The organism is Amycolatopsis thailandensis (assembly GCF_042723255.1).
Lineage (GTDB): Bacteria > Actinomycetota > Actinomycetes > Mycobacteriales > Pseudonocardiaceae > Amycolatopsis > Amycolatopsis thailandensis.
This window is the reverse complement of the sequence record NZ_JBHXJK010000043.1, coordinates 1,199-22,047: the sequence shown is the minus strand read 5'-3', so window position 1 is coordinate 22,047 and position 20,849 is coordinate 1,199. Positions and strand designations below refer to the sequence as shown.

Below are 20,849 nucleotides of genomic sequence, written 5' to 3'. Positions count from 1 at the left end.
GTCAGGCCGGACCTCGATAGTTCCCTCATGACTTCCTCCTCCTGGACCGGGATGCTCCCGGTCGAAGACACCCAGCTGGCCGTGACCGACACCGGCGGCCCCGGCATCCCCGTCGTCTACCTCAACGGCCAGTTCGCGACCCAGGGCTACTGGAAGCGGATCCTCGCCGACCTGGGGACGGACTTCCGCCACATCACCTACGACGAGCGGGCGCGCGGCAAGTCCGGGCGTTCGGCCGACTACTCCTTCGAAGCCGCTGTCCGCGGCGTCGACGCCGTCCTCGCGGCCAGGGGAGTCGAGCGGGCTGTCGTGGTCGGCTGGTCCTACGGCGCGGTCGTCGCGGCGCACTGGGCCGCCCGCAACCCGGAGCGGACCCTGGGCGCCGTCATGGTCGACGGCGCGTTCCCGCACGACTGGCTCGACGACGCCATGGAGGTGCGGATCCGCAAGCTGTTCAAGCGCCTGAACCTGGTCATGCCGCTGCTGCGCCCGACCGGCCTGACGCCGCGCATGTCCGCCGCGCAGCAGGCGGAGAGCAACATCGAACTCGGCAAGCTTTCGCGGGAAGCCGAGCTGGGCCCGGTGCTCGACGGCATCACCGTCCAGACGCGCTACGTCGTCGCTTCGGGAACCTCTCTGGGCAGTCGCGGCGACGAACAGGAACAGATCCGCGTCGGCCTCGACCTGGTGACCGCTCGCAACTCGAACATCAAGGTGAGTGCCAAGGTCGAAAGCAACCACGGCGCGTTGCTGAAGAAGGACTTCCGGTCCATCTCGGCCGCCATCCGCGAAGTCGCCCACGTCGGGGAATGATTTGCCGGGGCGCATCGGGCAGGTTGTCGGTGATGCCGAAACCGAAGCCCACACCCCAGGCGAGGGCGCTCGCCGAAGGACTTCGAGACGCGCGAAGGGCGACCGGACTGGCCGCGACCGAGGTAGCCGACAAACTGGCGTGGTCGCAGTCGACGATCAGCCGGATCGAGACCGGCGTGCGGGCGGCGTCGGCCGAAGAGGCGTCGGCGCTGCTCGCGATCTACCGGGTCACCGGGGAGCGGCGGGACGCGCTGCTCTCACTGTCTCGCGACAGCGGTCCCTGGTGGTTCGGCGACGTGGATCTGCAGAGGAAAACCCTTGCACGGTACAAAAAGGAGGCGGTGAAGATCGTCGAATTCGGAACCGTGCTCTTGCCTGGCCTGGTTCGGACCCCGTCCTACGCGAGGGCTGCCGGCTCTCCTGCGGCGGCGATCGAACCGCAGAAGAGATTCGCCGCCTACATAGATGAAGGGGCACTGCATCGTCAGGTCGGCGGGCCGCGGGTGATGGCGAACCAGCTTCGACATCTCGTCTCGATGGCCGAACGACCCGACGTCGAACTGCGGGTCATCCCCTTCGCGGCCGGAGCGTATCCCGGTGGCGCCTACGTCTTGCTGGAGTTCGGCAGTGCGCCGCCGGTGGTGTACCTGGAACATCGGCGTTCCGGGCTGTTCCTGCACCGCCCGGCCGACGTCGAACCGTATCTTCAGTCCACTGTGGACGCGGTGGCCCTTGATCCCGCGCGGTCGGTGCGCCTGATCGAATCAGTGATCGAGGCTCGCTCGCAGCGCGGCGACTTTTTGCGACAGGAGCACGGGTTCGCCGGGCAGGACGGTGATGTACCGGTTCCGGGGCGAACCGGTCACGTGCATGGCCACGCGGCCGGCGTCGAGGTCCAGATACGTCAGGCCGTCGACGGCCTCGGTGCGTCTGCCTCCGTCAGAGCGCTTGGCCGCGGCGAAGAACCCGACGCCGAAATAGGGCTGCTCGAAGACCTCGTCCAGCCGCCGCGCTTCCCTGCTCCGTGACTCGGGTTCGTCGTAGAGCTCGTTCCCCGCGGCGAGCTTGAAATCGTCCTGCGGCAAGGAAAACGGCGCGAACCGTGCGGGCGGATACTCGGGCAGGTTCATCACGAGCGCCGCCGCGCGATCGGCCGTCCGCACCCCTTTCAGCCACACCCGGCTTCCCTCGCAGATCGCGGTCACCGCCGCGCGCCCGCGCACGGCGACGAGCACGCTGTACTGCTCCGCCTCCGTCCGCACCGTCGCGTAGTACTCGGTGTCCGGCCGGTCGAGTACGTGCAAGACGTCCTCGAAGTCGCTGGTCAGCCGCTTGCCCTCGGTGAACCCGAGCCCGCCGAGCTCCTCGAACGCGGCCCGGTCTTCGCCGTTGCGCGACGACGGCGGGACGTAGCGCAGCCCGCCCGCGAAGATCAGATGCGGATCTCCGCAACCGGCGTGACGGAACGCGGTCAACAAAGTGTGGAGCGTGATCTCGACCGGGCGCGCGAGCACCACGTGTCTCCCTCCCCTGGGACTGTGGTGCTAGCTCTTCTTCTCGCCGATCACCGGCGGCATCGGCTTTTCGGTGTAGCCGCCGAAGGTCTCGTCCGGATCCGGGTTCTGGAGGTACGCCGGAGCCCTCTTCTCCTTGTCCTCCTCGCCCTTCCCGCGACCCGCGCCGGGCGCCATCGGCATCCCGTTCGCGCCGCCACGACCGGCCGCCCCGGCCGTTCCCGCTGTTCCCCGTCCGCCAACGCCTTCACCCGGCATCCCGGCGCCGCTGCGGCCACCCATGCCGGGCTGTCCCGTCGTGCCACCCGGGACTCCGCCTCGGAAGCCGCCTCCGGACACGGCCGGTGCTTTGCCGCCTGTTCCCGGTCCGCCTGGCCCGGTTCCTGGCCCGCCGGTGATCGGTCCTCCGGTCCCCGGACCGAACGGGCCGTAGCCGGGCGGGAAGGTGCCGGGCGGGTTGTAGCTGGTGGGCGGCCTGCCGTTGGGCCCGAAGTCGAGGTTCGCCGCCGGTGGCACGACCGTTGTGGTCTGAGGCGGCGTGTACGAATTCGCGCGGGTCCCGTCGTCGGGCTGTTGGTGCGATCCCGGCTGCTGACCCGGCAGGTGCTGACCCGGCTGAGGGCCTTGACCAGGCTGCGGACCTTGGCCGGGCTGCGGACCGCCGCTTTCGCTGGGACCACCCTGGCCCGGTGTGCCGGTGCCCGGCCCGTTCGGGCCACTCGGCCCGCCCGTGCCCCGGTAAGGCTCGCCGATTCCGGGATCGCGCCTGCCGTCGGAGCCGTCGCCGAACCCCTTCGCCGCCGGCTTCCCGGAACCGCCGTCGTCCAGGGTGACGCTGCCGCCGGGGTCGGTGAGCTGCGCGTACTGGGAGGGCAGTTCGTCCCCGTTGGAGGTGCTGGCCGAGTGGTAGGTCGCGAAGGTGTCGATGTTGTGCTGGCTGTCGTCCTGGTAACTCTTGAGCTTGTCGAAGTAGCCGACAGGCTTGCCCTCCATCAGGTCGATCGCGTCCTGGGCGGTGGGCTCGGGCTGCTGCGGCGGCACCGGCTTGACGGAGTTCTTGGCCGACCCGAACGCGCCCATCTGCGCACTCATCGCCGTCTGGGCCCGTGCCAGATGCATGGCGTCGTCCGCCGCCGCCTCGACGAGCGGCTTCGTCGCGTCCGCAGCCGCGCCGCCGGACATACCTTGCCAACCAGCCAGGCTCTTCTGAGCCAGCGAGGTGAGTCTCTGGGCACGCTCATGGTGCTTGACGGTCAGGTTGTAAGCACGTACCTGTGCCTCGGAGAGCGAACCGGTGCCTTCGCCACCCGTGACCTGCTCATAGATCTGAGCTGCGGTGAGCGGTCCTGCTGGCATTAGTTGCCCCCTCGGATGGTGGCCAAGACCCTGATCGCGCCTTCACGCGCGGCGACGCAGGGATCCTTCTTGCCGACGTTCGCCTCGGATTGAAGTAGGGCGATGCCGATAGTTTGTGTGTCGCTGATTCCCAGCGAAACCGAGCAGTCGCCCTCGGTGCGGCGGTCCGTGACGCCATACGCAGTCACGGGGTAACCGTCAACGGGTTCAAGCGGTTCGACGAGTTTGTAGGCCTTGTCCTTCGCGGCATAGACGCTTGCAGTGCCTCCATCTGGACCGGTACCGAAGACCACGTCGATCCTGGGCCTGAAGGAGGCCACGGTCCATGCGCAAGCCGGTCCCGCCGAGTCATCCCGCGGTTTGGCTTCGGCGCTTGGCCCTAGAAGCTCCTCAGCCTGAGCTTTGGTGAGGATGCTGCAGGGGGTCTGTTTGAACTGTGTCACGTCGATCGACTTTTCGACCTTGGGGACGCCTGGCGGCAGGCCGGTCGAAGCCGAGGGGCCGGGGCTTGACCCATCGCTGCTTGGCGTAGGGGTGCCATTGGTGGTGGGCGTCGAGCACGCGCAGAGAACGAGGGCGGTCGCGCTAAGGATGAGGATATTGCGTCGCATCAGGCGATGCCCTTCGGCTGCTGGTTGATGACCGTTTTGGCCTGCTCGTCTGCGGAGGCATACTTGCCGAGCGCGGCTACGTACTTCGCGGCCATATTGTTGCAGTAGGTGATGCGCTGATTGAGGGCATCCACGAGCGCCTGGCCAGATCGGCGGGTGACAAGCGCGTTGTCTCCGCTCGCGAACTCCTGACCAGGTGGCTCGACCTTCGCGATGAATTCTGCGTCTACGAGATCAGCCCTGTACTCCTTGGCCAAGTCGATCCACTCATCCGCTAATTCGTGAAGGGTCGCCTCGTCGTACTTGAACCCAGCCCCGTCGGCAACGGGCGTGCCGTAGCTGCCGCCGGCCGGTGGGGCTTTGCAGATCGAGCCTGGGGTGAAGCCGGGTGTGTAGACAGGTGGCTGGTCAGGCATGCCCATGCACCCCTGACGCCTCGTACCGATCCCCGCTGAATAGCCGAAGCCACCCCGAAGTCACCGTCGTCATCCGCCCCTCCCGTGGCTACAAGGCGCGTCTCCCCGATGCACCCTGCGTAATCCGACGCCGGGAAGATTACCAGGGTTCCCCGGGTGGCGAACCCGTCTGCATAAAGCCCCGTTCCTCCTTGAATAGAGTCAAGAACTCTGGTGACTATCCGTGAAAACCATTCAGGTGAACTCGTCCAGGGAATCGGTGTTCTACCTGGTAGCTCACACCTGAGATTCGCATACTCTGCGTAATGAAGTTCCGAAGAGTGATTCTCGGCGCAGTGATCGCCAGCCTGTTGGCGGCATGTGCGGATTCCGTGGATACGCCCCCACCGCGACCGCAGTTTCCGAAATGGCATCCGAAACAACAGCGTCCCGCCGACCGTGACGAACAAGTCGTCGACGCGGCGCTGGCCGCATTCGATTTCTGTCGGCTGATCGATCAGGCCGCTTATGACCGCCGGAAAGGCGGCGACAACCGGCCTGTCACACGCGAGCCCGAGGTCAAGGACGGCAAGAAGTGGTGCACGCTCTACCGAGACGGTTACGAAGATCTCGTCTACGTCCACGACGTGGATCCAAGCCACGCGTGGCTCCGGAACGACGGGACCGTCGTCGACCTCGCCGGAGTGAAGGCTTATCAGGTCGAAACTCGTCGTGACGGCGGCGTCAGCGGCTGCGCGATCACGGTACCGGTCAGTTTCCAGCGCGCGGTCAAGTTCGAACTCGGGATGAGCCGGAGCAAGGATTGCGAACTCCTCCGCGACTTCGCCACCGTCGGAGCCGCGAAACTTCCCCGCGACCTCGTGTACCCGCCGGACGGCCAAGACAACGGGAGGGTCGGCGCGTGCGCGAACTGGGTCTCCACCACCAAAGGCGAGAACTGCGATCCGGCGGTCGAGGCCCAAGTGCCCGCGGGTGCCGAGCTGATCCTCGCCGCCGGTGCCGCCGATCCGAACGTCGAATGCGCGGTCTTCCGTGACGCGGTCAAGAAGACTTTCGGACCCGAGTTCGAGCCGATCGCCACGCCGGGCTCCTGCTACTTCGTCGAACGGCGGCATCGGCTGCAGATCGAGGCCGGGGCCACCGCGAACGGCGGCGCGCCGGGGGAGTGGCTCGCGGATCCGAACAAGACCTACAAGGACCACCATCAGACCTCGTTCAGCGGAAACCCCGGCGTCACGTTCCGTTCGACGGACGACCGTGAGTTCTCCCTCTACGTCTCGCCGCTCGGCAACCTTGACTCACCTGGCCATGTCAGGCTGAAGATCGCACCCCAGCAGGAGCGCGGGATCGACGACTGGGATCGCTCCAAGACCGTCTCGGCGGTGGACGTCGCCAGGGCACACGCTGTGATGGAACTCGTGATGGCGACCCACTTTCGGATGGCGAGGTGACGTCCGCGCCGTCGTAAGCTTCCCCCATGTACATCGAGCGGGTCCGGCTGGAGAACATCCGCGGCTTCAGCGGCGCTCGCGCGGTCGACCTCCGGCTGCCCGGCCCCGGCTGGGTGGTGCTCGCCGGGCGCAACGGCTCGGGCAAGACGTCGCTCCTGCGTGCCATCGCGGTCGCGGCGGCGCCGGACGTGGCCTGGGGCCTGCTGTCGGACGCCGGCAGCTGGATCTCGATGGACCAGACGTCGGGGTCGATCGAGCTGTCGGTGATGCGCGAGGAGGGGCCGGCACCGGTCGAGGTCCGCTGGCTCGACTCCGGTCTGCTGCCGATCTCCGGACTGCCGCCGGGCCAGCCGTTCTGCGCGGCGTACGGGCCTTTCCGGCGGCTGGCGGGCGGCAGCGGCGAGGCCGAGTCGTGGATGCGCGGCGCGGGATCGCTCGCGCGGATGGCCAGCCTGTTCCACGAAGACGCCTCGCTCGCCGAGGGCGTCACCTGGCTGATCAATCAGCATCTCCGTGCCCTGGAAGGAAAAGCGGGTGCTCGTGAACTGAAGGACACGGCGCTGGAGATCCTCGGCGACGGCCTTCTGCCCGGTGGCTACCGGATCCGGGACGTCGATTCGGACGGGCTCTGGGTCGAGTATCGCGGCGACAGGTTCCCGTTGCGCGAGATGAGCGACGGCTATCGCACGGTGACCGCGCTCGTGGTCGACCTGCTCAAACAGCTCGACGGCGCGGGCCTCGATCACGAGAGTCCCGGTGTCGTGATCATCGACGAGGTGGACGCGCATCTCCACGTGTCGTGGCAGAAACGCATGGGGCCGTGGTTCAAGGCCCATTTCCCGCGGATCCAGTTCATCGTCACCACGCACAGCCCGTACGTCTGCCAGGCCGCCGACCCCGGCGGGCTCATCCGGCTGTCCGGGCCCGCCGAGCAGGTCCCGCCGCGCGTGGTCTCCGAGGAGCTGTACGAGCGGGTCGTGTTCGGCAGCGGGGACGACGCCGTGCTCTCCGATCTTTTCGGCCTGGACACGCCCTATTCGCCGCAGGCCGTCGAACTGCGGGAACACCTCGCCGAGCTCGAGTTCCAAGTGGCCTCCGGCCGGGCGGACGCGAACGGTGTCCGGGAGTGGGAACGCCTCCGGGGCATGCTGAGCAGTTCGCCGCCGAGCCGGGTGGACGAAGTGGCCAGGCGGTTTGAGGCCGACGATCGGTGATCGGGATCCGCCGGATCGCACTGCCGGGGCGGGTGGTGGCCGATCTCGAAGAGCTGACCGCGCGGATCCCTTCCGGTGACAGCAAAGAAGCACGCCGGCTCTGGCGCGTTTCCCGTGCCGTGCGGCGTTCTTTGCGGGCGGGCCTGGACGTCATGGCCGCCGGCCGCGGCTACTGCATGTACTGCGGCGACGGCCTCGGGTCCACTGTGGACCATTTCGAGCCGATCGCACGGAATCCCGGGCGCGCGTTCGACTGGCTCAACCATCTGCTCGCCTGCGAGTACTGCAACAGCCACCACAAACGCGACCTGTTCCCGGTCGACGACGACGGCGACAGCCTGCTGATCGACCCGACCGCCGAAGACCCGCTGGACCACCTGTTCCTGGTGCTGTCGATCGGGACCTACCGCGCGTTGACCGAAAAGGGCGAGCAGACCATCAAGGTGTGCGGGCTGAATCGCGCGCAACTGGCGCGTGGGCGGGAAACGGCGGTCAACCAGGTGAGCGCGCTCGTCATGGGCTGGTGGACCGCGCGCGAACTGGGCGACGACGCGAAGCGGCGCGCGATGGCCTGGACGCTGCTCGACCAGCCGCACGCCGACGTCCTCCACGCGATGCTCCGGCAGGCGGGGATGCCCGGTGCCCGCGCCGTCTTCCGCGCGGACGACGAGCTCATCGACCTGCTTCTCGCCCCCGAACTCGCCGAAGACCTTCAGCTCTCCGGCGGCGCGGTGTAAGCGGCCAAGGTGGCGTCGGCGCGCGTGCGGGCGGTGTCCGCGTCGGTTCCGTTGGCGACGTCGGCCTCGTACCAGGCCTCGTTGCTCAGGGTCATGAACCGCACGCCCTCTTCGCTGGTCATCCAGGCCATGGCCGCCTCGGGGTCGGCGGCCTCGCCGGATTCGAGGTGCAGCGCGAGCCCGTTCACCATCATGTCCCAGCCGATGCCGACGGCGCCCGGCCCGAACCGGTTCCAATGCTCGTTCGGAACGGCGGTGTGGTCGAGCTCGAACCGCGTGCGCCCGTCGGCTTCGGGGCTCAGCCGGACCTCGATCCAGCTGACGTCACCGCCGTACTCCCAGGTCGCGGCGAAGCTCTTCGGGGGATCACAGCGTTCGATGGTCCCGCCCGCGTTGCCTTCGAGCTGGTACTTGCCGCCGACGCGCAGGTCGCCGCTGACCGGCAGGAACCAGCGCGGGATGCGTTCGGGGTCGGTGCAGGCGTTCCAGAGATCGTCGATGCCGGTGTCGTAGACCTGGCTGACGGTCGCCGTCACCGCCTCGCCGGCTTCGACCACGCGCTTGCCCAGCTTGCGCTGGACGGAGTTGATCTGACTGGTCACGTCGACCATCGGTGCCCTCCTCGGCTCGGCTGTGGCCAAGGTATCAGCGTAGGCTTATATAAGCCAGAAGAGAAAAGGGGTGCCCGGCGCGGCGCCGGACACCCCTTTTCGGAGGGTGGCTTACGGAGTGGGGGAGCAGGCCGTGCGCCCGATGACCACTTCGCCGGTGATGTTCGAGGCCGGGGCGAACTTGATCCGCAGCATGGTCAGCCCGATGCTGCCGTCGCCCGGCAGCGTCTGCTCGTTGAAGACCGCTTCGGCGAGCAGGGTGCCGTTGGACTTGGTGATCGGCTTGACGTAACCGACCGGCACCGGTGACGGCAGGGTGCCGATCCCGGTCGCGCCGCCGTAGGTCCAGCTCGCGTTCGTGTTGTTCTGGGTCGCCGTGCAGCTGACCGAATAGGACCTGATCTTGATCCGCGGGCCGCTCGACGAAACCAGCGCCGACAGCTCGAAGTTCTCCCCCTTGGCCTCCGACTTCGTCGTGGTCACGTCGTTCGCGGGGTCGACGACGGTGGTCGTGCAGGTCGAGGTGCCACCACCGAACGTGATCCCGGTCTTGCTCACGGCCCCGGACGAGTTGGCCGTCGGTCCCTCGACCGCGCAGTCGGCGAGCGACGAGATCGAAATCGGCGTCGCGCTGCCCTTGGTGAAGGCGGCGGAACCGAGCGAGGCCACGCCCGCGGGGTTCGCGGCGGCGGCCGGTGCCACCCCGGCGCCGAGACCGGCCAGCAGCAGCGCGCCGACCAGGCCGGCCCGGCTTGCGATGGTGATGCGCATGGGCTTCCTCCTCACGTGACGGAGAGCGAGCCGGATCGGCCGTTCTTCCTTTGTGATCACTATCTGCGTGTCGGATTCGACCGTTGCGCGCGCGACGGTCGTTTCACTCGACCGTGGATCATGGACACCCGTTGGATATTCAGATTCGTATCCGGATACAGGTCTGTATATTCGAGCGCATGCCGACCTACCGCGTCCTCGTCAACGGCAAGTTCGACCACCCGGACGCCGACACCCGCGCCCGGCTGCTTGCCGAGCTGAGTCACCATCAGGCGATCGGGTTCACCGAGGACGGCCTGCTCACCTACAGCGCGCACCTCGGCGCGTTCACCTACCGCGTCACGCTTCAGGGCGAAGAGGAACGCGACGTGCTCGACGAGGCCGAGCTGAAGGTCATGGAGCTGCTGGACGCGAAGGGCTATCCCTACCGCGACGTCGCGGGGAAGGCGACCTGCATGGACGACATCAAGATCCGTCGCCGCTGAGCCCGGACAGTCAGGAGACCTCCTTCGCCGGTGCGACGAAGGTGTTGCACGCGGAGGTGTCCTTCGCCGCCAGGCCGCGCTTCTGCCACAGCGAGGCGCTCTTCGACGAGCCGTGGGTGTCGCTGTTCTCGAACGTGCTCTGCCTGAGCTGGGTGACCATCCCGGCGCCGATCGAGCCGCGCCCGGCCGCGTTGGCGAGGAACATCGCGCTGAAGCAGTCCGCCTGGAGTTCGAACCGCCTGCTCAGTTCGAGGATCTTCGGCTGATCACCGTCCGCTTCGCCGTAGAGCGCGTGGTACTTGCGGAGGATTCCGGACTGCTCCTGGACGTGGTGCCCGTACTCGTGCCCGAGCAGGAACAGCTGCGAAAGAAGGTCGGGACCGCCGTCCTCCAGTTGCCTCGGCAGCGGAAGGAAGATCGTCGCACCATCCCAGCAGTAGAAGCCCATCGCCTCGTCGGGAGGTGGCGCAGGGCCGCAGGCGGTGTTCTTGACGTCGTGGACGTTGACCGCGACAGGGATCCGCGGCTCGCCGACCTGGGTCAGGATCGGATGCCACGCCCGCTCCAGGCAGGGGATCAGCGCCGAGTGGAACGCCTCCAGCTTCTCCTGCGCGCGATGGAGCTTGGGCAGCTCGCAGGTCACCTTCGGCATCGTCACGCCCGGGGCGACGATCGGGTTGGCCGCCGTCTCGAGCTTGCGGGTCGGTACCTCGGCGTGTGACGTCGTCGGCGTCACGGATGTCACAGCCGTCGAGGACGGCGAGAGCGTCGGCTGCCGGGTCTGGACGGTGTCCGCCTTCGACTGCTTCAAACCGCCCACCACGAGCGCCGCCACGACCAGCATCAACGCCATGAACACGGCGAAGAGGACGACGGTGATCCCCACCGTCGAGCGCTGCTCCCGATAGTCTTCGGCGGGAGGCGCCCACGCCGGTCTGTCGCCGGAATCGTCCGGTCTCTCCATGGTGTTCCCCCAGTTCGTGCCAAGGTGGGCAGGATACGTGGCGGGGGTGTCATGTTCGTCACCGTTTCCCCTGGACAGCAGGTCAACAGGGCTCAGCGGGTAGCCACTACGCTGGAAGCAACCCCGAACGGTGTCAAAGAGAGCGGAGCCGACGTGTCTGTGTCTTCACCTGCCCCAGGTGGTGCCATCGAGGACCTGCGCGCGTCCGTCGGGCTCCAGATCGCCGACGAGCAGCTCTTGCGCACCCTCGCGACCGGTCTCGCCGACGTCGAGACGCTCCTCCGCGACGTCGTCCGCAGTGACGTCAAGGCCGTCGAGGACGCCGCTTCGCACCTGGTCGAGGCGGGGGGCAAACGTTTCCGCCCGCTGTTCACGCTGCTGGCTTCGCAGTTCGGGCCGAAGCAGGGCGACCAGGTGGTCACCGCCGCCGCGGCGGTCGAGCTGGTGCACCTCGCGACGCTGTACCACGACGACGTGATGGACGAGGCGACGATGCGCCGCGGCGCGGAGAGCGTCAACGCCCGCTGGGACAACACCATCGCCATCCTGACCGGCGACTTCCTGTTCGCGCACGCCTCGCGGCTGGTCGCCGACCTCGGCACCGACGCGGCCCGGATCATCGCCGAGACCTTCGGCGAGCTGGTCACCGGCCAGATGCGCGAGACGGTCGGCCCTGGCGAAGGCGACGACGCCGTCGAGCACTACCTCACGGTCATCGCGCAGAAGACCGGTTCGCTGATCGCCACCTCCGGCCGGTTCGGCGGGATGATGTCCGGCGCGCCCGACGACTACATCGACGCGCTCCGCCGCTTCGGCGACATCATCGGGACGGCGTTCCAGATCTCCGACGACGTCATCGACATCGCGTCCGCCTCCGACGAACTCGGCAAGGCCCAGGGCACGGACCTGCGCGAGGGCGTCCGCACTCTTCCGATGCTGTACGCGCTGGCCGACCCGGCCACCGACCCGCGCCTGGTCGAGCTGCTGTCGGGGCCGATCTCCGACGACAAGCTCGTCGCCGAGGCCCTGGACCTGCTGCGCGCCTCGTCCGGACTCGAACGCGCACGCGAAACTCTTTCCGACTACGCTCGTCGGGCGCGTGCCGAGCTCGCGGCGCTGCCCGCGTCGCCCGCCCGGGACGCCTGCGAATCGGTCGCCGACTACCTGGTCGCGCGAACGCATTGACAAAGGGCGGGTTGGATGTCCATTTTCGGACAGGTTTGGCTGTGGAGTCTGCTGGCGTTCGTCGTCGGCGCGCTGCTCACCTGGCTGGTGCTGGTGATCCCGGCGCGCAAGCGCGTCCGTGAGCTGGAAAGTTCGCTGGCCACCGCGCACGCCGAGAAGTCCAGGCTGCCCGCCGGGGTGAGCCTCGGCGCGGGGGCCGCGGCCGTCGCGGGCGGGACCGCGTACCTCACCAAGCCGTCGCACGACGAGCTGGACGAGGAGTTCGCGGCCGCCGAGGAGCCGCGGCCCGCGTACCCCGAGACGCTCACCGAGCAGGAGCCCGCGCCGTCGCAGTGGACTGAACCCGTCGAGGAACAGGCTCCGGAGCCTGTTCGGGATGTGCGTGAGGACTTCGTCGAGGAGACCGCGCCCGAACCCACCGCGACGCAGATCTTCGAGCCCGCGGAGCCGGTGCAGGCCCAGGAGCCTTTGGAGCCGGTCGAGCCGCAGACCTTCGAGCCCGAAGACGAGTACGAGGCCGAGTACGAGGCCGAGTACCGCACCGCGCCTCAGTCGGACCTGGAGCCCGACTCCGACCCGGAAACCGCGGCCGAGCGGACACAGTTCATCCCGGCGGCCCAGCTGGAGCCGGAACCCGAGCCCGAGCCTCAGCCGGAGAACCCGTACGCCGCCGCGGCGACCGAGTACCTCCAGCCCGCGTCGAAGCTGGACGTCGAAGCGGAACCCGAACCCCTGCTCCCGCCCGAGCCGCTGCCGGAGCCTCAGCCGGTCTTGCCAGGCGAGGGCCCGTACCGGTCCCGCCTGGAGATCCAGTTGGACCCGGAAGGCGCCGAGACGCAGCCGGAGCCGGTGTCGCTGTTCAGCCCCGCTTCGCGCGTCGAAACGGAGCAGGCGCCGGTCGAGACCAGCTGGTTCGAGCGGGAAGAAGCGCTGCACGACGACCCGCCCGCGTACGCCTTCGGTTCCGACGAAGAGGCGAAGGCCGGTCTCCTCGAATCGGAGCCCGAGACCCCCGCCGAAGCCACCCAGGTGCTGCCCAAGCGCACACCGCGGGGGGCGGTGCGCGGCGGTTTCGAGCCGCCGCAGCCGATCCAGCCGTCGATGCGGGCGATCGAACGTCGCGAGCCGGAGCTGTCCGGTGGGCAGAGCGGTTCGCTGTTCGAGCCGGCCGTCCAGCCGGGTGACGCGATGCCGGCGCCGGAGCCGCCGCCCGCGCGCCAGGCCGCCGCTCCTGTCTCGGAGTCCGTCCCGCCCGGCCCGTTCGGTCCCGGTTCGGCGATGCCGCGACCGGGTGGTGGCCGTCCCGCCGACGACTTCGCGGTCAAGGCCAGCGTGACGGCTCTGCGGTACTGCACCGAGGAGTCGCCCCAGTTCCCGAAGATGGTCGCGGAGGTCTGGTTCCGCTCCGCCGCCGACGCGGAGCGCGTGGGCTTCAGGCCCCTGGCTTGAGCGCGCGCTGACCTGCCAAAGTGACCGCGGGGTAGTGCCCGCAAGGTCTCCCCAAGGGCGCCCTGCGCCCGACGGAGACTTCACGTCGCGCGCCCTCTTTTGGGCCGGAGGCCCACGGAAACACGATGAAGGGGCGCCCTCCACGCTCACCGTCAGGTGAACGCGGAACGGACGCCCCTTCGGCGTGTTTCCGTCAGCGCGCGACCTACACCACAGTCCAGGTGTCCTTGCCGCGAAGCAGGCCCTGTAGGTCCGGCTTGCGGGTCGCGCGGGCCTCCTCGACCTGGGCACGCGCCTGGTCGTCGTAGGTGGGCCGCTCGACTTGGCGCAGGATGCCGGTCGGCACGTGGTTCAGGTTCTGGTCACCGATCCGCGAAAGCGCGAAGGCGTACGAGGTGTCCTCGATCGCCGGGTCGTGCACGACGAGGTTCTCCTCGCCGATGTTCGCGACCTTCCCGACCTCCAGCCCGGCCCACCCGCTTCGCGTGACGCCGTACTCGCCCTGCGGCCCGAACTTGATCGGCTCGCCGGACTTCAGCGGGATGAGCCGGGTGGCGGCCTCGTCCTTGTCCTTGAGGACGTCGAACGCGCCGTCGTTGAAGATCGGGCAGTTCTGGTAGATCTCCACCAGCGCCGACCCGCGGTGCTTCGCGGCGGCCTCCAGCACCTCGGTCAGGCCCTTGCGGTCCGAGTCGAGCGCGCGGCCGACGAACGACGCCTCGGCGCCGATGGCCAGCGAAAGCGGGTTGAACGGGGTGTCGACCGAGCCCATCGGGGTGGACTTCGTGACCATGCCCGGCCCGGACGTCGGCGAGTACTGGCCCTTGGTGAGGCCGTAGATCCGGTTGTTGAACAGCAGGATCTTGATGTTCACGTTGCGCCGCAACGCGTGGATCAGGTGGTTGCCGCCGATGGACAGCGCGTCGCCGTCACCGGTGACGACCCACACCGACAGGTCCGGCCTCGCTGTCGCGAGCCCGGTCGCGATCGACGGCGCGCGGCCGTGGATCGAGTGCATGCCGTAGGTGTTCAGGTAGTACGGGAACCGGGACGAGCACCCGATGCCCGAGATGAACACGATGTTCTCGCGCTTGAGGCCGAGCGTCGGCAGGAACGACTGCACGGCGTTGAGCACGACGTAGTCCCCGCAGCCGGGACACCAGCGGACCTCCTGGTCCGACTTGTAGTCCTTCGCCTTCTGCGGTTCGGTTTCGGCCGGGACCAGGTCCAGGCCGCCGAGTGTGGGAAGCCCCAGGTCAATCGCGGTCACTTCGCCGCCTCCGTACTGGTGATGATCTCCGTGAACACGCCTTGCAGCTCCTCCGCCTTGAAGGGCAGCCCGGCGACCTTCGTGTACGACTTCACGTCGACGAGGTACTTGGCCCTCAGGAGCATCGACAGCTGGCCGAGGTTCATTTCAGGGACGACGACGGTGTCGTACGAACGGAGTACGTCACCGAGGTTGCCCGGGAACGGGTTGAGATGCCGCAGATGCGCCTGCGCGATCGGCATGCCCTCCTTGCGGACCCGGCGGCACGCGGCGCCGATCGGCCCGTAGGAGGAGCCCCAGCCGAGCGCCAGCACCCGGGCCTTGCCGCCGCTCGGGTCGTCGACGACGAGATCTCCGACGTCGATGCCGTCGATCTTGGCCTGCCGCAGGCGGACCATCTTCTCGTGGTTGTCGGGGTCGTAGGAGATGTGGCCGGTCTTGTCGGCCTTCTCCAGGCCGCCGATGCGGTGCTGGAGCCCGGCCGCGCCTGGCACCGCCCAGGCTCGGGCGAGGGTCTCGGGGTCGCGGACATAGGGCCAGAATTCCCCGGATCCGTCCTCGGCATTCGGCTCGGTGGCGAATTCCACCCGCAGGTCCGGAAGCTGCTCGACGTCCGGGACCAGCCACGGCTCCGAGCCGTTCGCGATCGCGCCGTCCGACAGCAGGAACACGGGGGTGCGGTACTTCAGCGCGATCCGGGTGGCCTCCAGCGCCGCGTCGAAGCAGTCCGCGGGGGACAGCGGCGCGACGATCGGCACCGGGGATTCACCGTTGCGGCCGAACATGGCCTGCAACAGGTCGGCCTGCTCGGTCTTGGTCGGCAGCCCGGTGGACGGGCCGCCGCGCTGGACGTCGACGACGACCAGTGGCAGCTCGGTCATCACCGCGAGGCCGATGGCCTCGGACTTCAGCGCGACACCGGGCCCGGACGTCGAGGTGACGCCCAGCGCACCGCCGTAGGAGGCGCCGAGCGCCGCGCCGATGCCGGCGATCTCGTCCTCGGCCTGGAAGGTCAGGATGCCGTAGTTCTTGTGCTTGGACAGCTCGTGGAGGATGTCCGACGCCGGGGTGATCGGGTACGTGCCCAGCAGGATCTGCAGCCCGGACTGCTGCCCGGCGGCGACCAGCCCGTACGCCAGCGCGGTGTTCCCGGTGATCTGGCGGTACGTGCCCTGGTTCAGCTTCGCGGGCGCGACCTCGTACGTCGTCGCGAACGACTCCGTCGTCTCGCCGTAGTTCCAGCCTGCCCGGAAGGCCAGGATGTTGGCCTCGGCGATGTCGGCCTTCTTCGCGAACTTCTCGCGCAGGAACCGCTCCGTGCCCTCGGTCGGCCGGTGGTACATCCAGGAGAGCAGCCCGAGCGCGAACATGTTCTTCGCGCGTTCGGCGTCCTTTTTGGACAGTCCGGTCTCTTCGAGCGCGCCTCTGGTCAACGTCGACATGGCGACCCGGTGGACTTGATAGGCCGAAAGGGTGTCGTCGTCGAGCGGGTCGTTCTCGAAACCGACCTTGACCAGGTTCCGCTTCGAGAACTCGTCGGTGTTGAGGATGATCGTCCCGCCTGACGGGACATCCGCGAGGTTGGCCTTCAGGGCGGCGGGGTTCATCGCGACCAGGACGTCCGGCCGGTCGCCCGGCGTCAGGATGTCGTAGTCGGCGAAGTGCACCTGGAAGCTCGAGACGCCCGGGATGGTGCCCTGCGGCGCGCGGATTTCCGCGGGAAAGTTCGGCATGGTGGACAGGTCGTTGCCGAAGGCGGCCGCTTCCGAAGTGAACCTGTCGCCCGTCAGCTGCATGCCGTCACCGGAGTCACCGGCGAACCGGATGACCACCCGGTCCAGCTTGGCGACCTCGGTGGGCCTGACGGCCGACAAGGAGCCGTTGCCGTTCGCACTCGTGCTCATAGGACAGGGATTCCCTCTCTCCCGACGTACCTCGTCCCCGGCCGTGCCGGAGATCGGCGTGCCTCGCCCGGCGGTGTCGGCCAGGTCACAGGTGCCATGTTCCGAGGTTAGTCCTCGGCACACTTCCCAGGTTGCCGTAAAAACGGTCTGGACCTACTTCTGGAGTGTCCTGAGCTCGGCGCTGAGCGGGGATTTTCCGGTTTAAGTGTTACCGATGGTAACGGTCAAGGACGCGCCCCGATTGTGAGGCGTATCTCCTTCCAGCGTAGTGAAGTCCGGTCGAGGAACGGTCATCGGCCGGTAATGGCCGCTCGCAGCCTGGTGAGCCGTTCGGCGAACGCGGGCGCGGTGAGCGACGCGATCTGCGGCTCGATCTCGGCGTCGACGGCGGCCGAATGGTCGGTCAGTGAAGCGGTGTGCCGAAGCGTGCGTTTGGTGGCCAGGAGGACGTCGCGCGGCGCCTCGACGGCCGGTTTCGCCAGTTCACGGGCGGCCTCGATCAGGTCCCCCTCGACGAGCCGGAGCGCGAGTCCGCATTCGACAGCGGCTTCGGCGTCGACGATCTCGCCGAAGAGTGTCATCGCCGCGGCCTTCTGCGGTCCGACGAGCCGCTGGATCATCCACGTCATCCCGCCGCCGGGATGGATGCCGAGATCGAGAAATCTGGCCACGAATTTCGCCTTCGTTCCCACGATGCGGACGTCCGCGGCGAGCGCGAGGTTCAATCCGGCGCCGACGGCCGCGCCGCCGACCGCGGCGATCGTCGGCAGGGAACAGTGCGCCACCGAGAGAAACCCGGCATAGATCGCGCGGAGTCCGTCCTCCCGGGCGTCGGCGAGGGTGTCCAGGTCGGCGCCCGCGCAAAAGGCCGGCGGAGCGCCGGTGATGACCAAAGCGTGGACACTTTCGTCGGCTTCGGCGCGTGCGACGGCCTCGACCAGCTGCGCGGACAGGTCGAGGGTCAGGGCGTTGCGGGTCGAGGGGGCGTCGATGGTGAGCACGGCGACGCCGCCGTCGTGGCTGGAGCGGATCTGATCGGTCACGGGCCCGAGGGTGTCACGCTTCCGGCGTCGGCGGGCGTTCCAGCAACCGGGAAAGGACGACGGTGGAGACCGTGCGGTCGACGATCTCCAGTCCGCGCAGCCGCTCCAGCGCGGTCTCCAGGTGATGGATGTCCGACGCGCGCAGGTGGACGATCGCGTCGGCCGCGCCGGACACCGTGTAGGCCGCGACGACCTCCGGCAACGGCTCCAGCCGGGCGCGGATCCGGGCCGGGGTGATGTTGCCGTTGCAGGTCATCTCGACGAACGCCTCGGTGCCCCAGCCCAGCGCCTCGGGGTCCACGACCGCGGTGAACCCGCGCAGGACCCCGGTTTCGAGCAGTCTGTCGACCCGTCGTTTCACCGCGGGCGCCGACAGGCCCACGACTTTGCCGATGTCGGCGTAGCTGGACCTCGCGTTGGCCATCAGGCATGAAACGATTCGCTGGTCGATGGTGTTCACACGCAATGTTTAGCAGGTATGTGCGCAGCGAACAGCGATTGATTGCGGAATTAGGTGAGCCTTACCCTTCGGGTATGCCGGAACTGGAGCAGCAGCCCCGTGTACCCACGACGCGCCGCTACCTCATGTGCCCGCCGCGGTACTTCGCGGTGGACTACGTCATCAACCCGTGGATGGACCCCTCGGTCCCGGTCAGCGTCGAGACCGCCATGGCGCAATGGACCGAACTCCGAGACACCTACCGACGCCTCGGCCACACGGTCGAGGAGATCGACGCCCAGCCCGGCCTGCCCGACATGGTGTTCGCGGCGAACTCCGGCACCGTCGTCGACGGCCGCGTCCTCGGCTCGCGGTTCCGCGCCCCGCAGCGCACCGCCGAGGCCGAGCACTTCCGCCGCTGGTTCGTCGAGCACGGCTACCGCGACATCACCATGCCCGAGAAGATCAACGAGGCCGAAGGCGACTTCGCCTGGACCGGCAAGATCCTGCTCGCCGGCACCGGTTTCCGGACCGACCCGGCCGCGCACGCCGAGGCTCAGGAGGTCCTCGGTGTCCCGGTCGTCTCGCTGCGGCTGATCGACCCGAGCTACTACCACCTCGACACCGCGCTGTTCGTGCTCGCCGAGGCCACCGACACCACGTCCGCGCAGATCGCCTACTACCCGGAGGCCTTCTCCGCCGGGTCGCGGAAGGTGCTGGAGCGGATGTTCCCCGACGCGGTAATCGCGGACCGGGCCGACGCCGAGTGCTTTGGGCTGAACGGGGTGTCCGACGGCCGCAACGTCGTCCTGCCGGTCGAGGCGACGGGGTTGGCGGCGCGGCTGACCGACCGCGGCTACGAAGTCGTCTTCGTGGACATTTCCGAGCTCAGGAAGGCCGGCGGCGGTCCGAAGTGCTGCACCCTGGAGATCCGCAAGTAATCCGTTCGTGGACACCTTGCGGGATCATGTAACTACTCCATTCGCCAACTCGATTAATCGGGAAACACAGTCGGTCCCGAATGAGGCGCGGATGGTGATCCTGGCGATTGGCGGCGTGGGCAGGCCCGTGCGCGCGCTCGATCCAGGCGAAAACGAGACATGGGTGACGGTCGACCAGTTCGAGCGCGTGCTCGACACGGTGGCCGGACGGGACGATGTCGGGCTCACCTTCGACGACGGCAACGTCTCCGACGTCGAGATCGCGCTCCCCAGACTGGTGGAGCGCGATCTCACGGCGGAGTTCTTCCCGCTGGCGGGCCGGATCGGCCAGCGGGGCTTCGTCGACGCCGACGACCTCCGGAGCTTGAGCGACGCGGGCATGTCGATCGGCTCGCACGGCTGGGAGCACCGCGACTGGCGGCGGCTCGACGGCAGGCACGCCCGCCGCGAACTCGAAGTCGCGCCGAAGCTGCTCGCCGACCTGAGCGGGAAACCCGTAAGCGCGTTCGCGCCGCCGTTCGGCGCCTACGACCGGCGCGTGCTCAGCAGGCTCCGGCGTTCAGGCGCGACCCGGGTGTACACGAACGAAGGCGGCGCGGTGCCGCGCGACAGCTGGCTGCGGCCGCGGACCGAGGTCCGGCACGACGTCGACCAGGAGTGGATCGACAGCGTGCTCGGTGAGCGGGACGGCCTGTACCGCCGAGCGGGACGGATGATGGCGCGAGTCGCCAGGCTTGCCCGCTTTTGACCGGATTTCTTCGCATGGTTGGAAAACAACCCCCCGCCGGGTCTTGAGTCGACCCGTGCCCGGCTGCATCCTGAGCACCCTCGGTAAAGAAGCCTTATTAACTAAGGGGTGCACGGTATGCGGAAGTTGCTCCTGTTCTCGGCGATGGTGGTGGCCGCAGGACTGGCCCCCGCGGCGGCGGCCTCGGCGGCCCCTTCGACACAGGCGGGGCCGACCGCGCAGCAACTGCTGGCCAAGACCACGAGTTGTAACCAGATTTCGAACGGCAAGTACAAGACCGACGACGAAACCGGCCGGACCATCGCGTTCTGCGACGCGGGAAACGCCGTGTTCTGGAAGGCCGACATGGACGTCGACTGTGACGGGCAGCCGACCCCGCGGTGCAACAAGAACACCGACCCGTGGTTCCAGGACGGCACCGCGTACCCGCGCTCCGACGGCAAGGCGCTGATCGCCGACCAGACGCCCTACATCGTCGTGCCGAGCATCAGCAGCACGTGGAACTTCGAAAAGTCCGGGCTCAAGGGCGCCGGCTCGTGCGCGGTGATCTACAACAACAAGGTGCTCTACACGGTCATCGGTGACACCGGGCCGAAGGACATCATCGGCGAGGCGTCCTACGCGACCGCGAAGTCGCTGGGCATCAACCCGGACCCGGCGAACGGCGGCGTCGACTCCGGGGTCACCTACATCTGCTTCAAGAACTCGAAGGTGTCGCCGATCGAGGACCACGGGAAGGCGACCTCGGTGGGTGAGGGTCTGGCCGCGAAGTGGGTCGGGTAAGGGGGCCGGGTGAAGGTGGGGCGTGGGTCGGGTTGGTCGTGAGTGGTAAGTGACGTTTGGAGAGACTCCGGGCCACCCCCGCGAGCGCGCCGGACGCCCCCCGCGCCCCCCACCCCCCCCCCCCCCGGGCCCCCCGCGCCGCCG

General features: G+C 68.3%; 21 protein-coding genes and 1 pseudogene. 11 read left to right on the top strand and 11 right to left on the bottom strand.

Going from position 1 to position 20,849, the window contains the following annotated elements; translation table 11 throughout:
* Nucleotides 1-27: 27 nt before the first annotated feature.
* Complete coding sequence (locus tag ACFWMR_RS18925; RefSeq protein ID WP_378379280.1) at nucleotides 28-813, top strand: alpha/beta fold hydrolase; 786 nt, start codon at nucleotides 28-30, stop codon at nucleotides 811-813.
* Nucleotides 810-1,565 (top strand): annotated as a pseudogene (locus ACFWMR_RS18920) (helix-turn-helix domain-containing protein); the annotation flags it as partial. The gene ACFWMR_RS18925 and the pseudogene ACFWMR_RS18920, both read left to right, overlap by 4 nt.
* A gap of 12 nt (nucleotides 1,566-1,577) precedes the next feature.
* Here the strand turns inward: ACFWMR_RS18920 and ACFWMR_RS18915 are convergent.
* From ACFWMR_RS18915 to ACFWMR_RS18900, 4 genes are read right to left on the bottom strand one after another with little or no spacing between them, the layout of a single operon-like run.
* The gene (locus tag ACFWMR_RS18915; RefSeq protein ID WP_378379279.1) at nucleotides 1,578-2,330 is read right to left on the bottom strand and encodes an ESX secretion-associated protein EspG; all 753 of its coding nucleotides are present in this window, start codon (nucleotides 2,328-2,330) and stop codon (nucleotides 1,578-1,580) included.
* A gap of 27 nt (nucleotides 2,331-2,357) precedes the next feature.
* A complete protein-coding gene (locus ACFWMR_RS18910; RefSeq protein WP_378379278.1) occupies nucleotides 2,358-3,683 on the bottom strand; it encodes a hypothetical protein in 1,326 nt (441 codons plus the stop codon).
* Nucleotides 3,683-4,294: a DUF3558 domain-containing protein gene (locus tag ACFWMR_RS18905; protein WP_378379277.1), complete on the bottom strand. Its 612-nt coding sequence runs from the start codon at nucleotides 4,292-4,294 to the stop codon at nucleotides 3,683-3,685. The genes ACFWMR_RS18910 and ACFWMR_RS18905 overlap by 1 nt, the downstream gene beginning before the upstream one ends.
* Nucleotides 4,294-4,710, bottom strand: a complete 417-nt coding sequence (locus tag ACFWMR_RS18900; protein ID WP_378379276.1) for a hypothetical protein — start codon at nucleotides 4,708-4,710, stop codon at nucleotides 4,294-4,296. Before ACFWMR_RS18900 ends, ACFWMR_RS18905 begins: the two co-directional genes overlap by 1 nt.
* Nucleotides 4,711-5,081: 371 nt before the next feature.
* On the opposite strand from ACFWMR_RS18900, the gene ACFWMR_RS18895 reads away from it, so the two are divergent.
* Genes ACFWMR_RS18895 through ACFWMR_RS18885 form a run of 3 tightly spaced genes read left to right on the top strand, consistent with a single transcriptional unit; the run spans nucleotide 5,082 to nucleotide 8,112 of the window.
* Nucleotides 5,082-6,161: a hypothetical protein gene (locus tag ACFWMR_RS18895; protein WP_378379275.1), complete on the top strand. Its 1,080-nt coding sequence runs from the start codon at nucleotides 5,082-5,084 to the stop codon at nucleotides 6,159-6,161.
* Nucleotides 6,162-6,187: 26 nt separating this feature from the next.
* A complete protein-coding gene (locus tag ACFWMR_RS18890) occupies nucleotides 6,188-7,375 on the top strand; it encodes an AAA family ATPase (protein WP_378379274.1) in 1,188 nt (395 codons plus the stop codon).
* Nucleotides 7,372-8,112, top strand: coding sequence for an HNH endonuclease (locus ACFWMR_RS18885; protein ID WP_378274330.1), 741 nt, complete (start codon nucleotides 7,372-7,374; stop codon nucleotides 8,110-8,112). The genes ACFWMR_RS18890 and ACFWMR_RS18885 overlap by 4 nt, the downstream gene beginning before the upstream one ends.
* On the opposite strand, the gene ACFWMR_RS18880 is transcribed toward ACFWMR_RS18885, so the two are convergent.
* Nucleotides 8,088-8,723, bottom strand: coding sequence for an SRPBCC family protein (locus tag ACFWMR_RS18880; RefSeq protein ID WP_093938066.1), 636 nt, complete (start codon nucleotides 8,721-8,723; stop codon nucleotides 8,088-8,090). The two genes, ACFWMR_RS18885 and ACFWMR_RS18880, sit on opposite strands and share 25 nt — an antisense overlap.
* Before the next feature lie 111 nt (nucleotides 8,724-8,834).
* Nucleotides 8,835-9,494, bottom strand: a complete 660-nt coding sequence (locus tag ACFWMR_RS18875) for a hypothetical protein (RefSeq protein WP_378379273.1) — start codon at nucleotides 9,492-9,494, stop codon at nucleotides 8,835-8,837.
* Between the two features lie 179 nt (nucleotides 9,495-9,673).
* On the opposite strand from ACFWMR_RS18875, the gene ACFWMR_RS18870 reads away from it, so the two are divergent.
* The gene (locus ACFWMR_RS18870; protein WP_093938064.1) at nucleotides 9,674-9,979 is read left to right on the top strand and encodes a DUF6204 family protein; all 306 of its coding nucleotides are present in this window, start codon (nucleotides 9,674-9,676) and stop codon (nucleotides 9,977-9,979) included.
* Between the two features lie 10 nt (nucleotides 9,980-9,989).
* On the opposite strand, the gene ACFWMR_RS18865 is transcribed toward ACFWMR_RS18870, so the two are convergent.
* Nucleotides 9,990-10,943: a neutral zinc metallopeptidase gene (locus ACFWMR_RS18865; RefSeq protein WP_378379272.1), complete on the bottom strand. Its 954-nt coding sequence runs from the start codon at nucleotides 10,941-10,943 to the stop codon at nucleotides 9,990-9,992.
* A 159-nt stretch (nucleotides 10,944-11,102) separates the two neighbouring features.
* Here ACFWMR_RS18865 and ACFWMR_RS18860 point away from each other — a divergent pair, with 159 nt between their 5' ends.
* Nucleotides 11,103-12,128: a polyprenyl synthetase family protein gene (locus ACFWMR_RS18860; protein ID WP_005151913.1), complete on the top strand. Its 1,026-nt coding sequence runs from the start codon at nucleotides 11,103-11,105 to the stop codon at nucleotides 12,126-12,128.
* Nucleotides 12,129-12,143: 15 nt separating this feature from the next.
* Entirely contained in the window at nucleotides 12,144-13,577 is a 1,434-nt protein-coding gene (locus tag ACFWMR_RS18855; protein ID WP_378379270.1) for a sunset domain-containing protein, read from the top strand.
* Nucleotides 13,578-13,782: 205 nt separating this feature from the next.
* Here ACFWMR_RS18855 and ACFWMR_RS18850 read toward each other — a convergent pair whose 3' ends face one another.
* The 4 genes from ACFWMR_RS18850 to ACFWMR_RS18835 all read right to left on the bottom strand — a co-directional run bounded on the left by ACFWMR_RS18850 (nucleotide 13,783) and on the right by ACFWMR_RS18835 (nucleotide 18,254).
* A complete protein-coding gene (locus ACFWMR_RS18850; RefSeq protein ID WP_378379269.1) occupies nucleotides 13,783-14,847 on the bottom strand; it encodes a 2-oxoacid:ferredoxin oxidoreductase subunit beta in 1,065 nt (354 codons plus the stop codon).
* A complete protein-coding gene (locus tag ACFWMR_RS18845; RefSeq protein ID WP_093938060.1) occupies nucleotides 14,844-16,751 on the bottom strand; it encodes a 2-oxoacid:acceptor oxidoreductase subunit alpha in 1,908 nt (635 codons plus the stop codon). Before ACFWMR_RS18845 ends, ACFWMR_RS18850 begins: the two co-directional genes overlap by 4 nt.
* A 290-nt stretch (nucleotides 16,752-17,041) precedes the next feature.
* Entirely contained in the window at nucleotides 17,042-17,794 is a 753-nt protein-coding gene (locus ACFWMR_RS18840) for an enoyl-CoA hydratase (RefSeq protein WP_378379268.1), read from the bottom strand.
* A gap of 13 nt (nucleotides 17,795-17,807) precedes the next feature.
* A complete protein-coding gene (locus tag ACFWMR_RS18835) occupies nucleotides 17,808-18,254 on the bottom strand; it encodes an Lrp/AsnC family transcriptional regulator (RefSeq protein ID WP_005151923.1) in 447 nt (148 codons plus the stop codon).
* A 74-nt stretch (nucleotides 18,255-18,328) separates the two neighbouring features.
* Between ACFWMR_RS18835 and ddaH the strand changes: the two genes are divergently transcribed.
* From ddaH to ACFWMR_RS18820, 3 genes are all read left to right on the top strand, one after another.
* Complete coding sequence (gene ddaH / locus ACFWMR_RS18830) at nucleotides 18,329-19,174, top strand: dimethylargininase (protein WP_378379267.1); 846 nt, start codon at nucleotides 18,329-18,331, stop codon at nucleotides 19,172-19,174.
* Between the two features lie 91 nt (nucleotides 19,175-19,265).
* Complete coding sequence (locus ACFWMR_RS18825) at nucleotides 19,266-19,922, top strand: polysaccharide deacetylase family protein (protein ID WP_378379266.1); 657 nt, start codon at nucleotides 19,266-19,268, stop codon at nucleotides 19,920-19,922.
* Between the two features lie 117 nt (nucleotides 19,923-20,039).
* Entirely contained in the window at nucleotides 20,040-20,705 is a 666-nt protein-coding gene (locus ACFWMR_RS18820; protein WP_378379265.1) for a glycoside hydrolase family 75 protein, read from the top strand.
* The last annotated feature ends 144 nt before the right edge of the window (nucleotides 20,706-20,849 follow it).